Raw genomic sequence first — 15,006 nt, 5'->3', positions numbered from 1 at the left:
CACTGTCACTAATTATCGGAGAAAGAAAATGAGCGAACTTAAACGCTGTTCCCAATGCGTACTTCCTGAAACACACGAAACCATCCACTTTGATGACGAAGGTGTGTGTAATATCTGCCGCCAGCAGGAATTCAAAGCAGACAAAATTGACTGGGAAGCCAGAAAAAAAGATTTAGATGAGCTGATAGCCAAATACAAAGGACAGGGAGACTATGACTGTCTAGTTCCTTTCAGCGGCGGAAAAGACTCAACTTATACCCTTTACTACCTTGTTAAGGAATACGGACTCAAGCCGCTGGTCGTGCGTTTTGACCATGGCTTCCTTCGTCCCAACCTGCATAACAACGTTATGAAAACTGCCCGTGAGCTTGGAGTTGATGTTTTAAGTTTCACTCCGAACTGGCGGGTCGTACAAAAACTGATGCTCCAGACCTTTTTCGATAAGGGTGACTTTTGCTGGCACTGCCACACAGGAATCTTTGCCTACCCTATGCATATCGCCATTGAGAAAAAAATCCCTCTAATCTTCTGGGGTGAGCCTTCTGCTGAATACACTGCCTATTATAGCTATGATCAAGCAGAAGAAGTGGACGAAAAAAGATTCAACCGCTTTGTTAACCTAGGGATTTCAGCAGACGATATGTATGTGCGCTTGAACGGGGCAGTAAATAAACGGGACCTTAAACCCTTCACCTATCCTGCATTAAAGGACCTCCGTAAACTGAAATACCGTTCCGTTTGCCTCGGTTCCTATATTCCTTGGGATGTAAAGGCCAACTCCAAACTCATTACTGAAAAATTGGGATGGCAGGGGGATGAAGTTGAAAACGTACCTCCGGGATACGGATATGAAAAAATCGAATGCTACCTGCAGGGTGTGCGCGATTACATCAAATACATCAAACGCGGCTATACCCGCCCCTCCCACCTTGCTACTTTGGATATTCGCAACAACCGGATTTCAAGAGAAGAGGCCATGGAGATTGTGCGTAAATACGAGGGTTACAAACCGCCGAGTCTCGAACTCTTTCTCAAACACATCGGCTTAACCGAAGAAGAATTCTATGAAGTAGCACTCAGCCATGGAGTTTCGCCGTATAAACACGATCCGGCAAATGATAAACCCGGCAAGAAAACCGATGATTTTGAGACATGGTCACCTGCCGGAGAAATGGACCGCGAATACGCAGAAGAACAGATGAAACTCTGGCGATCGCGCCATACTCAGGATTAACAATGATCGGAATCGTAGACTACAGAATGGGCAACCTGCTCTCTGTGTTCAACGCAGTCGAGATGTGCGGAGAGGATGCAATTATCTGCGAATCCCCGGACATGCTCGCCGATGTAGACAGAGTGATCCTGCCCGGTGTGGGAGCCTTCGGGGACATGATGGACAACCTTAAAAAATATGGTTTTCTGTCTGTCCTTGAAGAGGCTGTCTTCAATGACCATAAGCCCTTTCTGGGCATATGCCTCGGCATGCAGGCTTTAGCCCGTTCCAGCGAAGAACATGGCTATCACAAGGGGCTGGGTTGGATCGATGCGGACATTGTACGCCTTAACCCTGAAGACAAAAGTTTGCGTATTCCGCATGTGGGTTGGAACAATCTCATATACCGCAAAGAAAGCCCCCTGTTTGAGGGTCTTCCTGAAAACCCGGACTTCTACTTCGTGCATTCATTTTTCATGAAATGTGACAATGAAGCGGACATGGATGCTTATTGCGAATATGGCGGAAAAGTTACTGCAGCTGTAAGAAAGGACAATATATTCGCCACCCAGTTCCATCCGGAAAAAAGTCAGGAATACGGGCTGCGGATACTGGAAAACTTTCTTGAATGGGATCCGGAAATATAATGCTTAAAAAAAGACTGATTCCCAAACTGCAAATGATGCCCGGATCTTTTGACCCGGAACAGATGGTGTTGGTAATAACATCCGGTTTCGGCAAAACAACCGAGATCGGCGATCCTGTTTCGCAGGCCAAAATTTACGAAGCTCAGGCTGCCGACGAACTCATCTTCATGGACATCAGGGCAGGCAAGAATGGCATCAAACGGCTGGCCGATGTGGCCTGTAGAGCTGCAGAGGAAATCTTCATGCCCTTCACCCTTGGCGGCGGAGTAACAACTCTTGAAGATTTTCGGATATTACTGTCAAACGGTGCGGATAAAATTTCAATTAATACTGCGGCAGTTGAGCATCCTAAACTTATCGAGGAAGCAGCTTCGATGTTTGGGGATCAGTGTGTAGTTCTTAGTATTGACGCCAAACTCAATACGGAAGGTAAATATACTGTCTGGACACGTAGCGGTAGCAAGGACACCGGTCTCGACCCGGTAGAATGGGCACGACAAGGCCAAGAACAGGGGGCAGGAGAAATCCTGATTACCTCCATTGACCGTGATGGAACCCGCAAAGGTCTCGATATTGCGCTAACCAAAGCAGTGTCAGACGCCGTATCCATTCCAGTTATTACGGCCGGAGGTTGCGGCCTTGCCGAACACTTTGTGGATGGATTCATCGAAGGTGGAGCTTCTGCTGTGTCTGCCGGAACATACTTCTGTATGAAAGATGAAAACCCCATGCAGACAAGATCACAAATAAAAAATGCCGGATTGCCGATCCGGATTTTGACATAAATACTAGGACAAATTGGATGGATAAGCCGACTATTCTTTTTCTTGGACGTGGACGCCGCGATGTTATGTTTATCGAAACTATCGAGGGTCTTAAAGACAAATACAATATTGTGGTTCTCGCTCCAGATGAATCCCGGGAAAAATATAAATCTGTTTCCGGGATTACTGTTGAAGAATACCTGAGCCAGCAGGAACTTGAAGAGGCCTGTGCGAATGTAACCGACGCCCAACTCGAATCCGTCTATAAAATCGAAAAAGAGCTTGGGGTTAACTGTTACGAATTTAACATCAACTACATGCTCTACAGGAAATTCGTCAGTAGATATGGCGCCCCCAATCTGCACCATTTTTTGAATAACAGCGTTCCCCAGCGGCTTGTCCTTTTTTATGACCGACTCACAGAGATTATAGATAAGTATGGAGTCAGTTACGTTTTCTATGAAACCATCGACATGGTCGACTCCATGATTCTCAACGCTATGGCCAGCAAAGGACGGATCAAAGCCGCTTTTGAACATAGTGTGGAATCATTGGGAGGAGAACTTCGTCTCAGACTTGCAACAGGGCAGCACCGCAGAAGTAAAAAAATAGACTATGTTTTTAACTCCTGCGAAATCAGCGAAGGATCCGAAAGCTGGGCACGCCAAGCAACGGCTCTCTATGATAAACAGAAACCGGACACAAAATATGATGCCTACCACGCCAAAATGGGCAGCATCATACCCAAATTTTCTTTTCAACAACTGTTAGACAAGGGAAAAAGAGTATTAAACGGCGAAACATTTCTTCCTGCGTTACTCAAAACATATAATAGAATCTGCTCAAATAAATACTTTTCACGTTCACTGCCGGAAGAAAAGATTTTATCATACTTTCTCCAACTAACCCCTGAAGCCAGCATGTGCTCTCAGGTGCCTGAATTCGCTGATCAAGAATATCTTATCGAACAGATCGCGATTCACGGTAAATATGGCTATACCATCGCAGTTAAGGAACACCCTGCATGCTTTGGAAACAGGCTTCCGCGTTTCTACCAAGAACTCAGCCTGCTGCCCAATGTTGTGCTGCTTCCTCCGTCCTTTCCTACCAGAGATTTAATACTGAAAAGCGAGGCAATCATAGTCGCATCCGGAACGACTCCGGGACTGGAAAGCATCGCAACCGGTGTTCCTGTTATTTGTTTAGGAAACCCCTATTTTAATATTAGTAAGAATACCGTCAGTTGTGAAAAGCCAGAAGAAGTATGGAAGGCTCTGGAAACTATAGAATATCGCGAAGAAGAGCGGCACAAATTTATTGCCGCAATGCATCAGGCCACATATGAACACCCCCAATTTGATACTCCCGAAGATTTTGAACTGGGACTAGGTATCGGAAAAGTCATGAGCAAAGCTTTGGATGACGAAATAACCCTCTACGAATCAGGAGTTCTGAAGTGATCTTGAATCCCCTGCTTCAACCTGTCAAAAACAGGTACATGGCCTACTTTGCCCGCAAGGTGATTCATGCAACATGTCCTGAAAGATATTTCATCCAGTACATGCAAAAACAACAGAATCCTTTTGGGAAAGCGACCTATTCGCTGACCTTTGATTTTGATTTTGAAAAGGATATTGAGGCTTTTCCATACGTACTGGATTTGCTTAAAAAGCATGATATCAAAGCGGGCTTTGCAGTAATCGGAAAGTTTGTTGAAGAATATCCGGATATACATTTACGGGCTGTGGATGAGGGACATGAAATTATAAACCATACCTACACCCATCCAGATAATCCCCACTGGGCCCCGGACAGATATTTCAATAAGCTTACATATAACGAGCAGAAAGAAGAAATTGAACGGGCGCATGAAGTATTCAAAAAAAATCTGGGGATAGAGTGTATTGGTTTTAGAACTCCCCACTATGGCAATCTGCACACCGAAAGTGTTTACCCGATTCTTGCCGAATTGGGCTATAAATACAGCAGCTCTACTGCAGCCTGCGGTTACAAAGGATATGGAGCCCCTTCCGAGCACTCACACGGAATCATCGAAATTCCAACTGGCTGCAGCGTCCACTTTCCTTTTGCAATCTTTGATTCGTGGAATATGTTGCGCAAAAAGACCCCCTTTCTCGGCGACGACAAACTGTTTGTCAAAGAGTTTGCAGATACGATGAAAATCATTGCTGAGCACAATCTTTTTTTGACTCACTACTTTGATCCCTACGACATAACAGAGAATGGTAAACTCTCTAATATCCTGGATATTATCAAAAAAAACAAAATCAACACAGCCCTATACAGAGATTTACACTTCTAAAATCAGGCTATTTTCGTTGACACTTTGTTCAGTTTTTCCTAACAAACAATGAAACAAAGGGGAAAATATGACCAGATTTGCTAGAGAACTGCCGGCCTCAGGAATTCGCAAATTTTTTGACCTTGCAAATGTAATCCAATCACAGGGGCACACTGTTCACCGTCTTGATATTGGGCGCCCGGTCTGGAACGTTCCGAAAGGAGCGATACAACTTCTTTCTGAAGCCATGCAAAACGGTCACTACCACTACATTGCAAATCGGGGTAATAGTCACCTGCGTACAGTTCTTTCCGAAGACCTGTTCAAAAAAACAGGCAAAAAATTCGACACTGAAAACGAATTCATAATCACCACTGGAGCCAGCGAAGGCTTGGCCATGTGCTCTTTGGCTCTGCTCAAGGAAGGGGATGAAATGATTATCCCTGAACCTGCATGGCCGCATTATAAAGCAACAGCAATTCTTGCGGGAGCCACCCCAGTCACCATCGACCTTTCCCCTGCAAATGATTTTCAACTGAACCCTGAGCTTGTTGAAAAACACATAACTCCCAAAACTAAAATTTTAGTCCTCACCAACCCCAGTAACCCCACCGGTGCTGTTCAGAAACGATCAGTATTGGAAGCACTTGCTGCCTTGGCTGAAAAACACGGTTTCTACATTCTCGCAGACGAGGTGTACGATCACTTTGTGTATGATGAAACTGAATTCTCCTCCATGGCTGAAATTATGAAAGACAGCGACAAGCTTATTTATTTAAACAGCTTGTCCAAGACCTACAGCATGACCGGCTGGAGAATCGGATACATATGCTCCGATGCTCAGGTTTCAGATGCCATGAACCGGGTTCACCAGTATCTAACCGTTTGCGGTGTTTCCACAGTTCAGTTCGCCGCAGCACATCTGCTGGAAAATATTGATGAATCAAATTACGTTGCAGACATGTTAGGTGAATTCTCCAAACGCAGGGCAGTCTGGATATCAGACAGCGATAAATCAAACAATTTTGCCTATTCAAGCCCGCAAGGGGCATTTTATTTTTTCCCAGAGTTTGATTTTAAGGGTATGGATTCACACAAATTTTGTGAATATATGCTGAAAGAATACCATGTCTCCATGGTTCCCGGAGAAGTTTTCGGTGAAAGTTTCAAAAACCATGTACGAATTTCATTCAGCGGAAGTGTTGATACACAGGAACAAGCAAAGTCGATAATCATGTCTACTCTTGCCAAAAGTGAGGTGTCATAATGAGCAAATCTAAAGATGTTGAAATTTTGGAATGTACGCTTCGTGACGGAAGCTATGCTATTGATTTTAAATTCACCTCCTCCGATACCGCGCTTTTAACTAAGCAAATATCAAAAGCGGGATTCAACTGGATTGAAATCGGGCATGGGCTGGGCATCGGTGCTGCTGAATCAGGTAAAGGCAAAATGCCTCACAATGATTTGCAACTTCTCAGAGCCGCCAAAGAATCAACTGACGCAAAAATCGGGATGTTTTATATTCCAACGATATCATCGCGCGATAACCTGAAGGAAGCAGTCGATAACGGTCTTGATTTTGTACGTATCGGCGCAAATGCCACCGAAGCATCAGAAGCATTTCCTGAAATTGAATACGCCAAGAGCCTCGGGCTTACAGCCGGCATGAACTTCATGAAGAGCTACTCTGTTTCTGCCGATGAATTCGGCAACCTTGGCAAAGGCGCGGTAGAACACGGCGCGGACATGGTTTATCTGGTTGATTCCGTTGGTGGGATGAATCCTCAGGAAGTTGAAAGCTACCTGAACGCTGTAAGGAAAAAATGTGATTGCGACCTTGGCTATCACGGTCACGACAACCTGAAAATGGCCGTAGCCAATACCTTGAAAGCATACGAATGCGGAGCCAGATTCCTCGATGCAACCATCATGGGTATCGGTCGCGGAGCTGGTAACGCCGCTTCTGAAGCTCTGGTCTGCCTACTTGAGGATCTCGGGGTTAAGACCGGCATTGATATCGGTTTACTGCTCAATATCGCCGACACATACGTCTGGCCCCTCATCAGAAACCTTTCTATGTACGACACCAAAGAAGTCGCCATGGGCTTCGGTAAAATGCATTCCAGCCATATGCCTAAAATTAGAGCGGCGAGCCAGAAATACCGGGTTGATGAAAAAGAACTCATCATGCGTATGGGGAGAATTGACCCCGTGCATATTGATGACAAAACCCTTGAAGATGTTTCCAAAGAGTTGCGCGACACCGTAAACAATGAGGAATCGCTTGAACTTATTTCGTATCCGGGCTTGGACGACAACCAGGATTCGATTGAGCTCAGTCCTGACAATCTGGATGAGTTCATCAAAGGCGTGTCAGTCACTGTCGCTAAACGCACGGCAGCAATTCCGGTTATCGAGATCATCTACACAGGCAATGAACAACAGGATTTCATTTCCGCTGAATGTTTGTGGTCTAGTGACAGGATTGTTTTTAGTCGCCTTTTTGCCGGCAACTACCAACTTCTCATGGAAACAGTAGAAAAGTTCAAAGATGTTAATTTCAAGTTTCTCATTGATCCCAAAAAACTTGATCTGGATGAGCAGACTCTCCTGCAACTGATCAACGCTCTGGGCATAGAAAGAACTTACACGATAGATTCCAAACGATTGAAAGCTGCTTTCGCGTCCAATCTTTTAAGTCATCTCGGCATCTATTCCAAAAACAAATCTCTTTTGATCTTTGGTGACGATAAAGAACTCAGCGAACACATTCTCTCATACTCTTCCTTTGATCAAATTTTTATTGTCGACCCGGAAATGCAGAAACGGGAAGGGGCTATTTTTATCCGAGACATCAACGACTGGACCCAACTCAACATAAAGGTAGACCTGATTTATCTGGCATACTCTCCCAATATCCAGACAATGGAAAAGCTGACAAAAATAATCTCTGAAGAGGGATTCATCCTTACGCCCCATAAACAATATTCCTTGAGTGGTTCAAAGCTCAAGCCTCTAAACCTTAACGCTGCATATGAGGGCGTCATTCACCAGATTCAGTTTCTGGAATCAACTTTTTAGGAGTACGGAAAATATGAATGCAATACAAACTTTACTCCAGACCTGTGCCGGGATCAAAGAAGGTGAACGGCTACTTTTAATTACCGATCCTTCTACAAAAAAAGTAGGTCAACTGATTTCCGCAGAAGCATCAAAAACCGCGCAAGCTCAATGCATCTGTATTGACGCACTGGAGGTTCATGGACAAGAACCTTCTCCAGAAGCAGCGGCCTTGATGCTGGAAAACGATGTTGTCTTCGGACTGACAAAGAAATCCCTTGCCCACACCCAGGCAAGATTTAATTTCTCTCAACAGGGTGGCCGCTACTTAAGCCTTCCAGACTATTCTCTGGAACTTCTGGAACATAAATCCCTTTGCTTTGACTTCGGCAGTCTGGCTAACGAATCCCAAAAAATTGCGGATGCTTTAGACCAAGGCTCCTATGTATCGATCAAAACCCCGTTGGGCACAGATTTCACCTGCAGCCTCAAAGGCAGGGCTGCAACTGCCTGCCCCGGAACAGCATTAGCGAAAGGAGAACTGGCTTCCCCTCCGGACGCAGAAACAAATATTGCACCTATTGAACACGAATCCCGTGGAGTCATCGTTGTTGATGCCAGTATCCCATGTGATGAACTTGGAGTACTGAAATCACCGATCACCCTGACCGTAACCGACGGTGCAATTGTTGACATTAAGGGAGAACAAGCTGAGATTCTGGAAAATCTCCTTGCGACAAAAGGCAATGCCAAATCCAGAATACTTGGAGAACTGGGCATTGGACTAAATCCTGAAGCTGAAATTTGCGGAATAATGCTTGTTGATGAAGGATGCCGGGGAACAGTCCATTTTGGATTCGGTTCAAACTCGACAATCGGCGGAACCAATGCCGCACCAACCCACATTGATATGATCGTAACTAACCCCACTGTTACAGTGGACGGTAAAAATATTATCCTCGACGGACAAATTACTATTTAAAGGAGAGTCGGAGCATGAACGCCATTTCCAAAATTAAAAATATTATTAAAAAAAACTCAGATAAGACTTTCCTGATTGATGTTTCTTCCGGTGAAGAATTCACTTATGGGGATATTCATAAGCGGGCCATATCGTTAGCTGCCGCCCTTGAAAAATCCGGACTGCAAAAGGGCTGTCCTGTTGCAGTAATGCTCCCCAACTCAATAGAACATGCTGTGCTGCTCTTTGCCTGTTTATACAAGGGCATCACTACTGTTCCCATTAACCAGACCCTGACAGCCAAAGAAATTGACACCATCCTCGCTGAGGGCAAAATCTCCGAATTTATCTATGATGCAAGTACAAATGATAAAGTAGCATCCCTTTCAGCACCGATTGAAAGGCATATACTTTTCAAAGAGCTCCTGCAGATGAATGCAGACAACTTTTCTGAAAAGGAACTTAGTTGGCTTGATGATGTTAGTGAGGATGACATCCTGACCATTATTTTCACTTCCGGAACAACAGGGACCCCTAAGGGGGTAGTTCACCGCATCAGAAACCTGATCAACAATGCGGATCTTTTTTGCAAATCTGTCGGCATTAATGGCGAAAACAGATTCTATAACAACTTGGCCATGTCTTACCTTGGCGGATATTACAACCTGCTCCTGCTTCCTTTTGTAGCCGGGTCTTCAGTTGTAGTAACAGCTCCATTTGATGCTGCCGCAGCCATGGATTTCTGGACCCCGGTTATTAAGAACAAGGTCAACACCCTCTGGCTTGTTCCTTCCATCATATCCATCATCCTTGAATTTGACAGGGCTGAGGCAGGTGCCGCTTACGCCAAAGAGAATATCATCCTCACCCTTGCAGGCACAGCTCCGCTGCTTGAAACTGTCAAGGAATCATTTGAACGCAAGTACTCCGTGGAACTTGTCCAGAACTATGGTCTTTCCGAAACCCTTTTTATCACCACCCAACTTCCCGGTGAAGCAGGAAAAAATGGTGTAGGAAAGACACTTAATGGAATTGAAATTTCCATCGAATCAGACCTCGGGGATCGCAACGGCGGCGAAATACTGGTCAGCACCCCGTACAGAATGGTTGAGTACATTAACTACAAAGAAGAAAAATCCTATGACTCCTTCTTCAGAACAGGCGATCTTGGCTATGTCAAAAACGGGGAACTGTTTATCACCGGGCGTAAGAAAGATCTGATCATCAGGTCTGGACTTAACATCAGCCCTCTGGCAATCGAAAACATCATACAACAACATGAAAAAGTTACTAAATGCGCGGTTGTCGGTATCCCGCACAGGATTAACGGCGAAGAAATAGTTGCCGTTGTCTCCTTAGAACAGGGAGCCCAGCTTAAAGATGTTGAAGCAGAATTATCCGCACTTTGCTCAGAGAATTTATCTTCTTCCAAGATTCCTTCATTTTTCTTCCAGATAGACACTTTCCCCATGAGTTCCAGCGGAAAGATAAAGAAAAATGTTTTGAAAGAAGTCGTAAACATGAAACTTAATGACTCCACTCCGACCCGTTTCATTGAAATGAAACAAAAAGAAAAGAAATATTCCTTAGGTTGCCGAGTCAGAAAGAATATTATAAGGCCTAAAAAAAAGCTCATTGATGAATTTTCAAAAATTCCGACAACAATTATCTCCGATGCCCTTAACAGACTCGGATCGGTTGAAAATTCAATTAAACCAATATCCAAAAAATCTTCATTTTGCGGACCGGCAGTAACTGCAGAGGAAGCAGAAGGAAGCAACCTGATGAACCACATCGCCCTTGACCTGCTCAAAGAAGGCGATGTTCTGGCCATCAATGGCAAGAGCGTGCAGACAAGATCATGCTGGGGCGGTTTGCAGACTCTCCGGGCAAAAGCAACTGGAGCGGCGGCTGTAATCATTGACGGCCTTGTGCGTGATGCTGAAGAGATTCAAGACTCCGAAGTTGCAATTTTTGCAAAAGGAGTTTGTCCCGGAGGCCCCACCAAAGAGCCGTTCGGACGTATTAATTACCCCATCGCATTTGGTGGCGTGGTTATCTCTCCCGGAGATATTGTACGTGGTGATTTGGACGGCATTGTCGTTATTCCCGCAAACCTTGCGGAAGAGATACTCCCGCTCTGCAAAAATATTCTTGAGCGGGAAGAAGGCTGGTTCAAGGAAGTAGCCGCAGGAAAATCCACTCTGGATGTTGTTGGAATGCGTAGCTATACCAGCAAACTGGAATTTGAATAAGATGCTATTGTCAGTATACAAAAAATATCGCGCCTACCGCTTAAAAAAAGAAGAGGTCAGGCTTAACAATAAAGCAGAAAGGTTTTCAGGCCTATTCGACCCCACGGCTCCATTCTCTTTTGCGGAATTTGCCGAATGTATCGAATCCATGGGTGTTCAGCCGTCTGATAACATTCTGCTCAGGCTTTCATCTCAGGCTATCCCATACCTGAGTGAGGGACTGATAGATTTCTACAAAAAAAGCTTCGACTATGTAGATGCCGGAGGTGGGCATATAATGAGTCTTTCGTACTCATTTGACCGCAGCCCGCTTATGTATCTTGCTCTGGACAAGGTTTTCGACCCGAAAAGTACCCCGACAACTGTCGGCCTCTGCAATGAGATTTTCAGAAGAATGGATGGGACGACGCGAAGTGCCCATCCCACTCATTCAGTTTCGGTATACGGCAAAAGAAGTAAGGAAATCACTGCAGAACACCACCTAAACCCGCATACGTATTCACTACAATCTCCTTTTTCACACCTATATAAATATGGAAAAGGGAAAGAAATAATTATCGGGCTGAACCATTCATCCACGGCACAGCACTTTATTGAAGATAAGTTCTCAATAACAGGCAAAATATCACGTCCCATAATCAACAGGATGAAAATAGACGGCAACACCGAAAATCATCTTTTTTATGCGGACAACCCTTTTGTCAAATATACAGGGTATTATAAAACAGATGATTTCCGCTCCCTGCTCATGGAAAGGGGAATGCTGAAGCAATCAGTCCTCAACGGTATTTCTGTCTATGTTTACGATTGCCCCAAACAGCACACTGATCTGCCTTCTATTTACCAGTCAGACCAGGCTCCTTTTAAACGGAAATACGCTAAAACATTTCTGCTAAACCAAATTGCAAGACCAATTGTCTTAAACATGTTTTTCAAAAATGAATCCGGACACCTAGTTCCCAAAGGCAACGTTCCGGAAAAATAAAGGTGAATATCATGGAAAAAAAGATCATGGACATTCTTAAAAAATATGGAACCGTAGGCAGCGACCATACAATAACTACTCCCTACACAGAGGTGCAGGGCTGGGATTCGATGAAACATGTCCAGTTCATTCTTGACGTTGAAGCTGAATTCAACATTAAGATGAAGCCGGAACAGCTTGTATTGGCTACCAATATCGAAAGAACAATTCGCGCAATTGAAGAATGTTAAAGGAACTGAGGCCGCCCTCAATATCCTTGATATTATTTTAGACTCCTTATACATTCTTTTTTTTAACACATTCCGGCTGCGAACTATCTTAATAAACATAAGTGAATTCGATTCAACCGCCATGTTAAAACAAATTACCCTCACAAATAATGAGTAATAACAACCAAAACACAAACGGTTTCTTCCCTGCTAAAATTTCCACCAAGGAAGCATCCGATACCGGCATGGCTATGACCCTCATCGCGCTGATTGCCGGTCTGATCATTTCTGATAGAATTTATTTTCAGGGGGCAGTTGTATTACTGCTGATAACCATGACAGTTCCCAAGATTTATAAACCAATCGCATTTTTATGGCTTGGTTTTTCAAATCTTCTAGGAACCGTGATGTCCAAGATCATACTTACTGCTACTTTTTTTCTAGTGGTAACCCCGCTTGCGTTATTCAGAAGACTCTTCAGACATGATCCAATGGCATCCCGCAAATGGAAAAAAGGTTCTGAATCAGTTTTTGTTGAACGTAACCACAAATATTCTGCTGCTGAACTTGAGCAGCCTTTTTAGGAGATATAAATGGATTTCTTAAAAGACCTCTGGGGCTTCCTTAGCGTGCGTAAAAAATTCTGGCTGCTTCCTGTTATAATCGTACTTCTCTTTTTCGGTATATTGATTGTCCTGACCAGCGGCACAGCTATTTCACCTTTTATTTACACTATCTTCTAATTAATTATGCCTGAAGCAATACTCGGAATATCAGCTTTCTACCATGACTCTGCTGCGGTACTGATCATGGATGGAGAAATCGTCGCGGCAGCACAGGAAGAGCGTTTTACCAGAATCAAGCACGACTCTGCTTTTCCGGTAAACGCAGCTAAATACGTTCTCGCTGAAGCAGGACTTACCCTGAAAGACATCACAGCTATTTCTTTCTATGATAAGCCCTATCTCAAATTTGAGCGTTTGCTTGAAACCTACAACGGTTTCGCTCCCAGCGGCGTTCAGAGCTTCCTTTCCTCCATTCCGGTCTGGATCAAGGAAAAGCTGTTTATGAGGAGAATGCTTAAAGATGAATTGGCTAAAATTGGTAAAGGAACTCCGCAGATTCTTTTCCCGGAGCACCACCTTTCCCATGCCGCCAGCGCTTTTTATCCCTCGCCTTTTGAAGATGCCGCAATCCTGACCGTTGACGGTGTCGGTGAATGGGCAACCACCACCATCTGCAAAGGAAAAGGAAAGGACATCACTGTTCTTAAAGAACTTCACTTTCCTCACTCGGTCGGGCTGCTTTACTCCGCATTTACAGCTTTCTGCGGCTTCCGGGTCAACTCCGGTGAATACAAACTCATGGGGCTAGCTCCTTACGGCAACCCTTCTGCAAAGCGTATTCAGAAGTGGAAAGAAAAGATTTACGATCAACTGATCGATGTCCGTGAAGACGGTTCCCTGCTGCTGAACATGGATTACTTCAACTATGCCACCGGCATGACCATGTTCAAAAAGGCACCATGGGAAAAACTATTCGAAATCCCGGCCAGAGAGCCTGAATCAGATATTCGTCAGGAATACATGGATCTTGCTTACACTATTCAGCAAGTCACTGAAGAACTCGTGTTCAAACTTGCAGAAACAGCTCGTGAGCTTACTGGATGCAAGAATCTGGTAATGGCCGGCGGGGTTGCACTGAACTGTGTTGCAAACGGTAAACTGCTCAGAAAGGCCACTTTTGACAACATCTGGATTCAGCCCGCTGCCGGTGACGCAGGCGGAGCTCTTGGAGCAGCTTTGGCGGCCCACCACATATGGAAAGGGCACGAACGCACTACGCACACCACAGACGCAATGAAAGGTGCATATCTTGGCCCTGAATTTTCCCGCAACGACACCCTGCGAACTGCGCGCAAGTACAATGCACCCTTCAAAGAATTTGATTCTTCCGAAGAGATGTATGCCCACGTTGCTGATCTTCTTGCTGAAGGAAATGTCGTGGGCTGGTTTCAAGGACGCATGGAATACGGTCCGCGCGCTCTGGGCGGACGTTCCATCCTAGGCGATCCACGCAATCCTGAGATGCAGAAAAAGCTCAATCTCAAGATTAAATACCGCGAAGGGTTCCGGCCTTTTGCTCCCTCGGTCAAAGAAGAAAAAATTGACAGCTGGTTTCAGCTGGACCGTCCCTCTCCATACATGCTGATTGTTGCTCCTGTAGCTAAACAGACACAGCACCCTCTGCCCGAGGGCTATGACCAGATGGAAATGTACGACCGTCTTTACGTGCAGCGTTCCACCATCCCGGCAATCACCCACGTGGACTATTCTGCGCGTATCCAGTCAGTCAGCAAAAGCACCAACCCCCGCTACTGGGGACTTATCGATACTTTCGGTAAGAATCACGGCTGTGACCTGGTTGTTAACACCAGCTTCAATGTTCGCGGAGAGCCAATTGTCTGTACACCTGAAGATGCATACACATGCTTCATGCGCACAGAGATGGACTATCTTGTCGTCGGCGACATTCTTTTCTGCAAAACAGAGCAGCCTAAATGGGATGATGACCGCGAATGGTTGAATCAGTTTGAACTTGATTAAT

The 15,006-nt window shown here is 44.9% G+C and carries 14 protein-coding genes; all 14 read left to right on the top strand.

Annotated elements, in window-relative coordinates:
- The first annotated feature begins 28 nt into the window (after nt 1-28).
- The 14 genes from ACKU40_RS16600 to ACKU40_RS16535 all read left to right on the top strand — a co-directional run bounded on the left by ACKU40_RS16600 (nt 29) and on the right by ACKU40_RS16535 (nt 15,005).
- On the top strand, nt 29-1,234 hold the full coding sequence (locus ACKU40_RS16600; protein WP_320173900.1) for an N-acetyl sugar amidotransferase: 1,206 nt from the start codon (nt 29-31) through the stop codon (nt 1,232-1,234).
- A gap of 2 nt (nt 1,235-1,236) precedes the next feature.
- Nucleotides 1,237-1,860, top strand: coding sequence for an imidazole glycerol phosphate synthase subunit HisH (gene hisH, locus ACKU40_RS16595; protein WP_320173899.1), 624 nt, complete (start codon nt 1,237-1,239; stop codon nt 1,858-1,860).
- Nucleotides 1,860-2,645: an imidazole glycerol phosphate synthase cyclase subunit gene (locus ACKU40_RS16590; protein WP_320173898.1), complete on the top strand. Its 786-nt coding sequence runs from the start codon at nt 1,860-1,862 to the stop codon at nt 2,643-2,645. The genes hisH and ACKU40_RS16590 overlap by 1 nt, the downstream gene beginning before the upstream one ends.
- Before the next feature lie 17 nt (nt 2,646-2,662).
- Complete coding sequence (locus ACKU40_RS16585; protein ID WP_320173897.1) at nt 2,663-4,084, top strand: hypothetical protein; 1,422 nt, start codon at nt 2,663-2,665, stop codon at nt 4,082-4,084.
- 38 nt (nt 4,085-4,122) lie between these two features.
- Complete coding sequence (locus ACKU40_RS16580) at nt 4,123-4,947, top strand: polysaccharide deacetylase family protein (RefSeq protein ID WP_320173896.1); 825 nt, start codon at nt 4,123-4,125, stop codon at nt 4,945-4,947.
- 67 nt (nt 4,948-5,014) lie between these two features.
- Nucleotides 5,015-6,193: a pyridoxal phosphate-dependent aminotransferase gene (locus ACKU40_RS16575; protein ID WP_320173895.1), complete on the top strand. Its 1,179-nt coding sequence runs from the start codon at nt 5,015-5,017 to the stop codon at nt 6,191-6,193.
- The gene (locus ACKU40_RS16570) at nt 6,193-8,010 is read left to right on the top strand and encodes a hypothetical protein (RefSeq protein WP_320173894.1); all 1,818 of its coding nucleotides are present in this window, start codon (nt 6,193-6,195) and stop codon (nt 8,008-8,010) included. The genes ACKU40_RS16575 and ACKU40_RS16570 overlap by 1 nt, the downstream gene beginning before the upstream one ends.
- A gap of 13 nt (nt 8,011-8,023) precedes the next feature.
- The gene (locus ACKU40_RS16565; protein ID WP_320173893.1) at nt 8,024-8,971 is read left to right on the top strand and encodes an aminopeptidase; all 948 of its coding nucleotides are present in this window, start codon (nt 8,024-8,026) and stop codon (nt 8,969-8,971) included.
- Nucleotides 8,972-8,985: 14 nt separating this feature from the next.
- On the top strand, nt 8,986-11,205 hold the full coding sequence (locus tag ACKU40_RS16560; protein WP_320173892.1) for an AMP-binding protein: 2,220 nt from the start codon (nt 8,986-8,988) through the stop codon (nt 11,203-11,205).
- A gap of 1 nt (nt 11,206) precedes the next feature.
- Nucleotides 11,207-12,190, top strand: coding sequence for an AAC(3) family N-acetyltransferase (locus tag ACKU40_RS16555; protein ID WP_320173891.1), 984 nt, complete (start codon nt 11,207-11,209; stop codon nt 12,188-12,190).
- A gap of 11 nt (nt 12,191-12,201) precedes the next feature.
- On the top strand, nt 12,202-12,420 hold the full coding sequence (locus ACKU40_RS16550) for an acyl carrier protein (RefSeq protein ID WP_320173890.1): 219 nt from the start codon (nt 12,202-12,204) through the stop codon (nt 12,418-12,420).
- 149 nt (nt 12,421-12,569) lie between these two features.
- Nucleotides 12,570-12,983, top strand: a complete 414-nt coding sequence (locus ACKU40_RS16545; protein WP_320173889.1) for an SxtJ family membrane protein — start codon at nt 12,570-12,572, stop codon at nt 12,981-12,983.
- Nucleotides 12,984-12,992: 9 nt separating this feature from the next.
- A complete protein-coding gene (locus tag ACKU40_RS16540; RefSeq protein WP_320173888.1) occupies nt 12,993-13,142 on the top strand; it encodes a DUF5989 family protein in 150 nt (49 codons plus the stop codon).
- A gap of 6 nt (nt 13,143-13,148) precedes the next feature.
- Nucleotides 13,149-15,005 (top strand): carbamoyltransferase, encoded by a 1,857-nt coding sequence (locus tag ACKU40_RS16535; protein ID WP_320173887.1) that lies wholly within the window; start codon nt 13,149-13,151, stop codon nt 15,003-15,005.
- Nucleotide 15,006 lies beyond the last annotated feature (1 nt).

Origin of the sequence: Maridesulfovibrio sp., assembly GCF_963666665.1 — a bacterium.
Taxonomy (GTDB): domain Bacteria; phylum Desulfobacterota; class Desulfovibrionia; order Desulfovibrionales; family Desulfovibrionaceae; genus Maridesulfovibrio.
The sequence above is the reverse complement of the archived record's forward strand: the minus strand, read 5'-3'. Positions and strand labels throughout refer to the sequence as shown.

Excerpts from the sequence above, each read along its gene's own strand:
- ACKU40_RS16600 (WP_320173900.1), top strand. The coding sequence starts at position 29 with ATGAGCGAACTTAAACGCTGTTCCCAATGCGTACTTCCTGAAACACAC.
- hisH (WP_320173899.1), top strand. The coding sequence starts at position 1,237 with ATGATCGGAATCGTAGACTACAGAATGGGCAACCTGCTCTCTGTGTTC.
- ACKU40_RS16590 (WP_320173898.1), top strand. The coding sequence starts at position 1,860 with ATGCTTAAAAAAAGACTGATTCCCAAACTGCAAATGATGCCCGGATCT.
- ACKU40_RS16585 (WP_320173897.1), top strand. The coding sequence starts at position 2,663 with ATGGATAAGCCGACTATTCTTTTTCTTGGACGTGGACGCCGCGATGTT.
- ACKU40_RS16580 (WP_320173896.1), top strand. The coding sequence starts at position 4,123 with ATGGCCTACTTTGCCCGCAAGGTGATTCATGCAACATGTCCTGAAAGA.
- ACKU40_RS16575 (WP_320173895.1), top strand. The coding sequence starts at position 5,015 with ATGACCAGATTTGCTAGAGAACTGCCGGCCTCAGGAATTCGCAAATTT.
- ACKU40_RS16570 (WP_320173894.1), top strand. The coding sequence starts at position 6,193 with ATGAGCAAATCTAAAGATGTTGAAATTTTGGAATGTACGCTTCGTGAC.
- ACKU40_RS16565 (WP_320173893.1), top strand. The coding sequence starts at position 8,024 with ATGAATGCAATACAAACTTTACTCCAGACCTGTGCCGGGATCAAAGAA.
- ACKU40_RS16560 (WP_320173892.1), top strand. The coding sequence starts at position 8,986 with ATGAACGCCATTTCCAAAATTAAAAATATTATTAAAAAAAACTCAGAT.
- ACKU40_RS16555 (WP_320173891.1), top strand. The coding sequence starts at position 11,207 with ATGCTATTGTCAGTATACAAAAAATATCGCGCCTACCGCTTAAAAAAA.
- ACKU40_RS16550 (WP_320173890.1), top strand. The coding sequence starts at position 12,202 with ATGGAAAAAAAGATCATGGACATTCTTAAAAAATATGGAACCGTAGGC.
- ACKU40_RS16545 (WP_320173889.1), top strand. The coding sequence starts at position 12,570 with ATGAGTAATAACAACCAAAACACAAACGGTTTCTTCCCTGCTAAAATT.
- ACKU40_RS16540 (WP_320173888.1), top strand. The coding sequence starts at position 12,993 with ATGGATTTCTTAAAAGACCTCTGGGGCTTCCTTAGCGTGCGTAAAAAA.
- ACKU40_RS16535 (WP_320173887.1), top strand. The coding sequence starts at position 13,149 with ATGCCTGAAGCAATACTCGGAATATCAGCTTTCTACCATGACTCTGCT.